This window comes from Pseudomonas rubra, assembly GCF_028656935.1.
GTDB classification, from domain to species: domain Bacteria; phylum Pseudomonadota; class Gammaproteobacteria; order Pseudomonadales; family Pseudomonadaceae; genus Aquipseudomonas; species Aquipseudomonas rubra.
The window spans coordinates 1-5494 of record NZ_JAMDGZ010000091.1; the positions used below are offsets into that span (position 1 = coordinate 1).

Below are 5494 nucleotides of genomic sequence, written 5' to 3' on the forward strand. Positions count from 1 at the left end.
CATAGAATCTCCCACAGGCTTTGCATTGCCTCTGTGGGAGCGGGCTTGCCCCGCGATGAATTCAACGCGCAGCCCAGGCGTTAAAGCGCTGCTCCAGCTCCTCACCATGGTCCACCCAGAACCCGGCATCCACCGCCCGCGCCCCGGCCAGGTTGTTTTCAGCTGTCGGCAGTTGTTGCTGAACCGTGCTGGGCAACAGCTTCAACGCCTCCCGGTGCACCGGCCCATAGGGAATCTCTTCGGAGAACACCTTCTGGGTCTGCGGCTGGCTGGCAAAGGCGATGAAGTCCTCGGCCAAGGCCTTGTTCGGCGTGCCCTTGACCACCGCCCAGTATTCCGGGTCGTACAGGCTTTGCGGCCAGACGATGCCGAGCTTCATGCCCTCCTTCTGCGCCGAGGCGATCCGGCCGTTGTAGGCCGCGCTCATGACCACGTCACCGGCTACCAGCCACTGCGCTGGTTGCGCGCCGGCTTCCCACCACTGGATATTGCCCTTGATCTGGTCCAGCTTGGCAAAGGCCCGGGTTACCCCTTCTGGTGTACCGAGCACGTCATACAGCTGTTCGGGCTTGATCCCATCAGCAAGCAGGGCGATTTCCAGGGTGTATTTGGCACCCTTGCGCAAGCCACGCTTGCCGGGAAAGTCGGCAACATTCCAGAAATCAGCCCAGGAGTTCGGCGCTTTGGCCAGTTTGCCCTGGTCATAGGCCATGACCATCGACCAGACATAGGTGGCCACCCCGCATTCACTCAAGGTGCCCGGCACGAACTGCGCCGGGTCGCCGAAGCGCGCCGGGTCCAGGCGTTCGAACAGGCCTTCGTCGCAGCCGCGCAGCAACTCCGGACTTTCGACTTCGACCACGTCCCAACTGGTGTGGCCGACATCTACCATGGCCTTGATTTTCGACAATTCGCCGTTGTATTCGCCAGCAACCACGCGTCCTGCGCCGCTGGCATTGAAGGGTTGGAAGTAGGCCTTGTCCTGGGCCTGCTTGGTGGCACCGCCAAAGGAGATGACGGTGAGGTTCTGCGGCGCAGCCGATACCGCGCTGCACAGCACAACCAGGGCAAAGGGAACACAGCAACGCAAGGATCTGGACATGAAGCGGTTCCTCTAATAGGCCGGCACGCCCGCGCGCACCGGCCGCTTGTGGGCTTACAGGCGACCGAATTCGCGGGCGGTACGGTCTACGGCGGTACGGGTCTTGTCGACCAGTTCATCGATGTCGGCGTGGCTGGCCACCAGGGCCGGGGCCATGATCATCCGGCCCAGGGTCGAGCGGATGATCAGCCCCTCTTCAAAACCAATGGTGCGGCAACGCCAGGCCATGTCGTTCTCGTTGGCAAAGCGCTTGCGGCTGGCCTTGTCTTCGGCGAACTGCAAGGCGGCGACCAAGCCTGTGCCCTGCACCTCACCAATCAACGGGTGGTTGCCGAACACCTCGCGCAGGCAGCGCTGCAGGTACGGGCCGGTCTGGTGCTTGACCCGGCTGACGATGCCTTCGTCGCGCAGGGCCTTGAGGTTGGCAATCGCCACCGCCGCCGCCACCGGGTGGCCGGAATAGGTCAGGCCGTGAGCGAACACCCCGCCCTGTTCCACCAACACCTGGGCCATGCGCTTGGACAGGATCAGGCCGCCCATGGGGATGTAGCCGCTGGTCAGGCCCTTGGCGATCGACAGGGTGTCGGGTTCGAAACCGAAATGCTGGTGGGCGAACCATTCGCCGGTGCGGCCAAAGCCACCGATCACTTCATCGGCGCACAGCAGCACATCATATTGACGGCAGATGCGCTGGATTTCTGGCCAGTAGCTTTCTGGCGGGAAGATCATGCCGCCGGCGCCCTGGAAGGGTTCGGCGACAAAGGCGGCGACGTTTTCGGCGCCCAGTTCGAGGATTTTCTCTTCCAGCTGGCGCGCCGCACGCAGGCCGAACTCGGCCGGGGTCAGGTTGCCTTCGTGGGCGAACCAGTACGGCTCGTCGATGTGCGCAACGTCCGGGATTACCCCGCCCATGTCGTGCATGAACTTCATCCCACCCAGCGCCGTGGCGCCCAGGGTCGAGCCGTGGTAGCCGTTCCAGCGCCCGATCATGATCTTCTTCTGCGGCTTGCCGAGGATCTGCCAGTAGCGGCGCACGGTGCGAATCAACACCTCGTTGGCTTCGGAGCCGGAGTTGGTGTAGATCGCGTGGCTGTAGTGCGCCGGCAGCAGGCTGAACAGCAACTCCGACAGCTCGACCACCGCCGGGTGGGTGGTGTGGAAGAACATGTTGTAGTACGGCAGTTGCTCAAGCTGCTGGCTGGCGGCCGCGGCCAGGTCCTTGCGGCCATAACCCAGGTTGGTGCACCACAGCCCCGACATGCCGTCCAGGTAGCGCTTGCCGTCGTTGTCCCACAGGGCCAGGCCTTCGCCACGGACGATCACCCGCGGGCCCTCGGCGTTCAGTGCCTTCTGGTCGAGGAAGGCATGAATGTGGTGCGCGGCATCCGCTGCCTGGTAATCGCCGGTGCTACGGACAGGTTTCTCTTGAGCGGTCATTGCGAGTCTCCTTGCGGGTTTTTATCGTGTTGAGTGCCCAGCACGCTTTCCAGCGGCTCGGGCTTGAACAGTGGCTTGCCCATCACGCCCTTGATCCACAGCACGGCAATGATCGAGACGATCAGCAGCACCAGGCCTGCGTAGGCAAAAATCGAAAAGGTCATGTCGGGGCTGGGCGAGACGTTCCAGATCGCAAACAGCATGCCGGCGATGCCGAACAGCTGCGGCAACGGGTAGAACGGTGTGCGGAACGGCCGCGCCACCTGCGGGTAACGCCGGCGCAGGGCAATGACGTTGACGTGGGTGATGATGTAGGCCAGCAACCAGGCCAAGGCTGCCGACAGCAACAGCTGGTTGATCGCGTCGGCATGGTCGTGCATCAGCAACAACGGCAGGCCGGTGACCGCAGCGATGAACAGCACTGCCACCCAGGGTGCACCGGTGCGTTTGCCTTGGCGTTTGAACACGCCGAACGCCTGGCCATTGCGGGCCATGCCAAACAGCATGCGCGGGATCGCCGCCAGGGAACTGTTGAGAGTGCTGCAGGTGGCGGTGATCGCCGCCGTAACCAGAAACACCTTGCCGGCCTCGCCGAACACCGTGGTGGCGAACAGGTAATGCGGCAGACCGTTACTGGCCAGTTCCGCCTGCGGCACGGTGAGCAAAGCGCCCAGGGCATACAGGCTGATGATCACGAAAATGATGGTCAGGCCGAGCATCATCGAGCCGGGGATGTTGCGCTCCGGGCGGCGGGTTTCCTCTACCAGCGGGCAGACGAACTCGGCGCCGACAAAGCCCCACACCGCCATTGCCGTCAGGGCAATCACGCCCAGGCCCAGCGGGTTCCAGTGGGCGCTGTCGAACAGCGTCGGGTTGGGCGCGACGATGTTACTGTTCATCGCACTCAGGCCCATCACCAGCAAGACCACGGTCATCACCACTGCCAGCACCGTTTGCAAACGGGCGAAGATGTCGATGTTGAACAGGTTGAGCACGGTGAACAGCGCCAGCACCCCTAGGGCTACGGTCAGGGGCGGCATGCTGTGCGGGTAGACCTTGTCGATGATGAACTCCATCAGCAGCAGCTCGGCCGACAGGGCGAACATCGCCACCACGATGTAGCCGGAAAAAGTCGCGAGGATCGCCGGGAACTGGCCGATGGCGACTTCGGTGTAGGTGCTCAGGCTGCCGGCCCGGGGAATCATCAGTGCCAGTTCCGAGAACGAACAGGCATAACTCAGGGCCAGCAGGTAGGCCAGGCTCAGCGGCACGATAAAGCCCAGGCCGGCGATACCGACGCCTTGCAGCATCAGCACCATCACGCCCTGGGATACCACCAGGCCGATGGCCACGGCCAGCAGTGCGGTGAGGCCGAGTTTCTTGCGGTTTGCAGGTGGCGCCAGGGCGCCGGTTTGCACGCTTGCATTGCTGTTCATCGGTTGCTCCGAGTTTTTGTTATTGGAGTGCCTGTGCCGGCCTCATCGCGGGGCAAGCCCGCTCCCACAAATGCACTCAGCTACGCAGCTGAATCCAGGTGGTTTTAAGTTGCGTGTACTTGTCGAACGAATGCAGCGACAGGTCGCGGCCAAAGCCCGACTGCTTGCCACCGCCAAAAGGCACGGTGACGTCCAGGGCATCGACGGTATTGACCGACACCGTCCCAGCATTCAGACGCGGTGGGCGCGGTTGAGGTCGTCGGTCCACAGCGATGCTGCCAGCCCGTAGATGTGATCGTTGGCCATGGCCACTGCCTGGTCTTCGTCATCGAAGATGCTGACGGCCAGCACCGGGCCGAACACCTCTTCACGGGCCAGGGTCATGTCGGCGGTGACGCCGGTGAAAATCGTCGGTTCGATGAAGTTGCTGGAACCGTCGATGCTCAGTTGCCGTCCGCCACACTTCAATTGCGCGCCCTCGGCCTGGGCCTGCTCGATGTAGGCCATGATCCGCTGCGTCTGGCGGCTGTCGACAATGGCTCCGGCCCGGCTCGCCGGCTCCAGCGGATTGCCCGGCTGCCACTGGCGCGCCTTGTCGATCAGGCGCTCGATGAACGCATCGGCAATCGAGCGCTGCAGCAACAGCCGCGAGTTGGCCGAGCAGACTTCGCCCTGGTTGAAGAAGATGCCGAATGCGGCCTTCTCGGCTGCCAGGTCCAGGTCCTGGCAGTCGGCGAACACCAGGTTCGGGCTCTTGCCACCGCATTCGAGCCACACCTGCTTGAGGTTCGATTGCGCGGCGTATTGCATAAAATACTTGCCGACCTCGGTGGAGCCGGTGAACGCCAGGGCATCGACGTCCATGTGCAGACCCAGGGCGCGACCGGCCTCTTCGCCCAGGCCCGGCACGACGTTGAGCACGCCCTTGGGAATGCCGGCTTCGATGGCCAGCTCTGCCAGGCGCAGGGCCGAAAACGGTGACTGTTCGGCAGGCTTGAGCACCACGCTGTTACCCGCGGCCAAAGCCGGGGCCAGCTTCCAGGCGGCCATGTCCAGCGGGAAGTTCCACGGCACCACCGCAGCAATCACGCCCAGCGGCACGCGGGTGATGGTTGCCAGTATATTGCTGGCGGTCGGCGCCACCTGGTCATAAAGCTTGTCGAGGCTTTCGCCGTACCAGGCGAACACTTGGGCAGCGCCCGGCACGTCGATGGTCCAGGCATCCATGACTGGCTTGCCCATGCTCAACGAGTCGAGCAGGGCCAACTCGTCACGGTGCTCGAGCATCAATTGCGCAAGGCGCAGCAGCACGGCTTTACGCTCACCGGGCGCCATCTTCGCCCAGGGGCCTTGTTCGAAAGCGTGGCGGGCGCTGCACACCGCCTGGTCAATTTCGCTTTGGCCACAGGCGGCGACCTTGGCCAGCAACGTGCCGGTGGCCGGGTTGATCACCTCGAATCGCGCGCCGCTGGCGGCCTGACAGGCTTCGCCTTCGATAAAGGGGTTATGCCGAGATAAA

General features: G+C 63.4%; 3 protein-coding genes and 1 pseudogene. All 4 read right to left on the bottom strand.

Annotated features, from left to right (window positions below):
• Nucleotides 1-61: 61 nt before the first annotated feature.
• Entirely contained in the window at nucleotides 62-1102 is a 1041-nt protein-coding gene (locus M5G17_RS27210; protein ID WP_273895944.1) for an ABC transporter substrate-binding protein, read from the bottom strand.
• A gap of 54 nt (nucleotides 1103-1156) precedes the next feature.
• On the bottom strand, nucleotides 1157-2539 hold the full coding sequence (locus M5G17_RS27215; protein WP_273895945.1) for an aspartate aminotransferase family protein: 1383 nt from the start codon (nucleotides 2537-2539) through the stop codon (nucleotides 1157-1159).
• The gene (locus M5G17_RS27220; protein ID WP_273895946.1) at nucleotides 2536-3975 is read right to left on the bottom strand and encodes an APC family permease; all 1440 of its coding nucleotides are present in this window, start codon (nucleotides 3973-3975) and stop codon (nucleotides 2536-2538) included. Before M5G17_RS27220 ends, M5G17_RS27215 begins: the two co-directional genes overlap by 4 nt.
• Before the next feature lie 76 nt (nucleotides 3976-4051).
• A pseudogene (locus tag M5G17_RS27225) lies at nucleotides 4052-5494 on the bottom strand (aldehyde dehydrogenase); the annotation flags it as partial.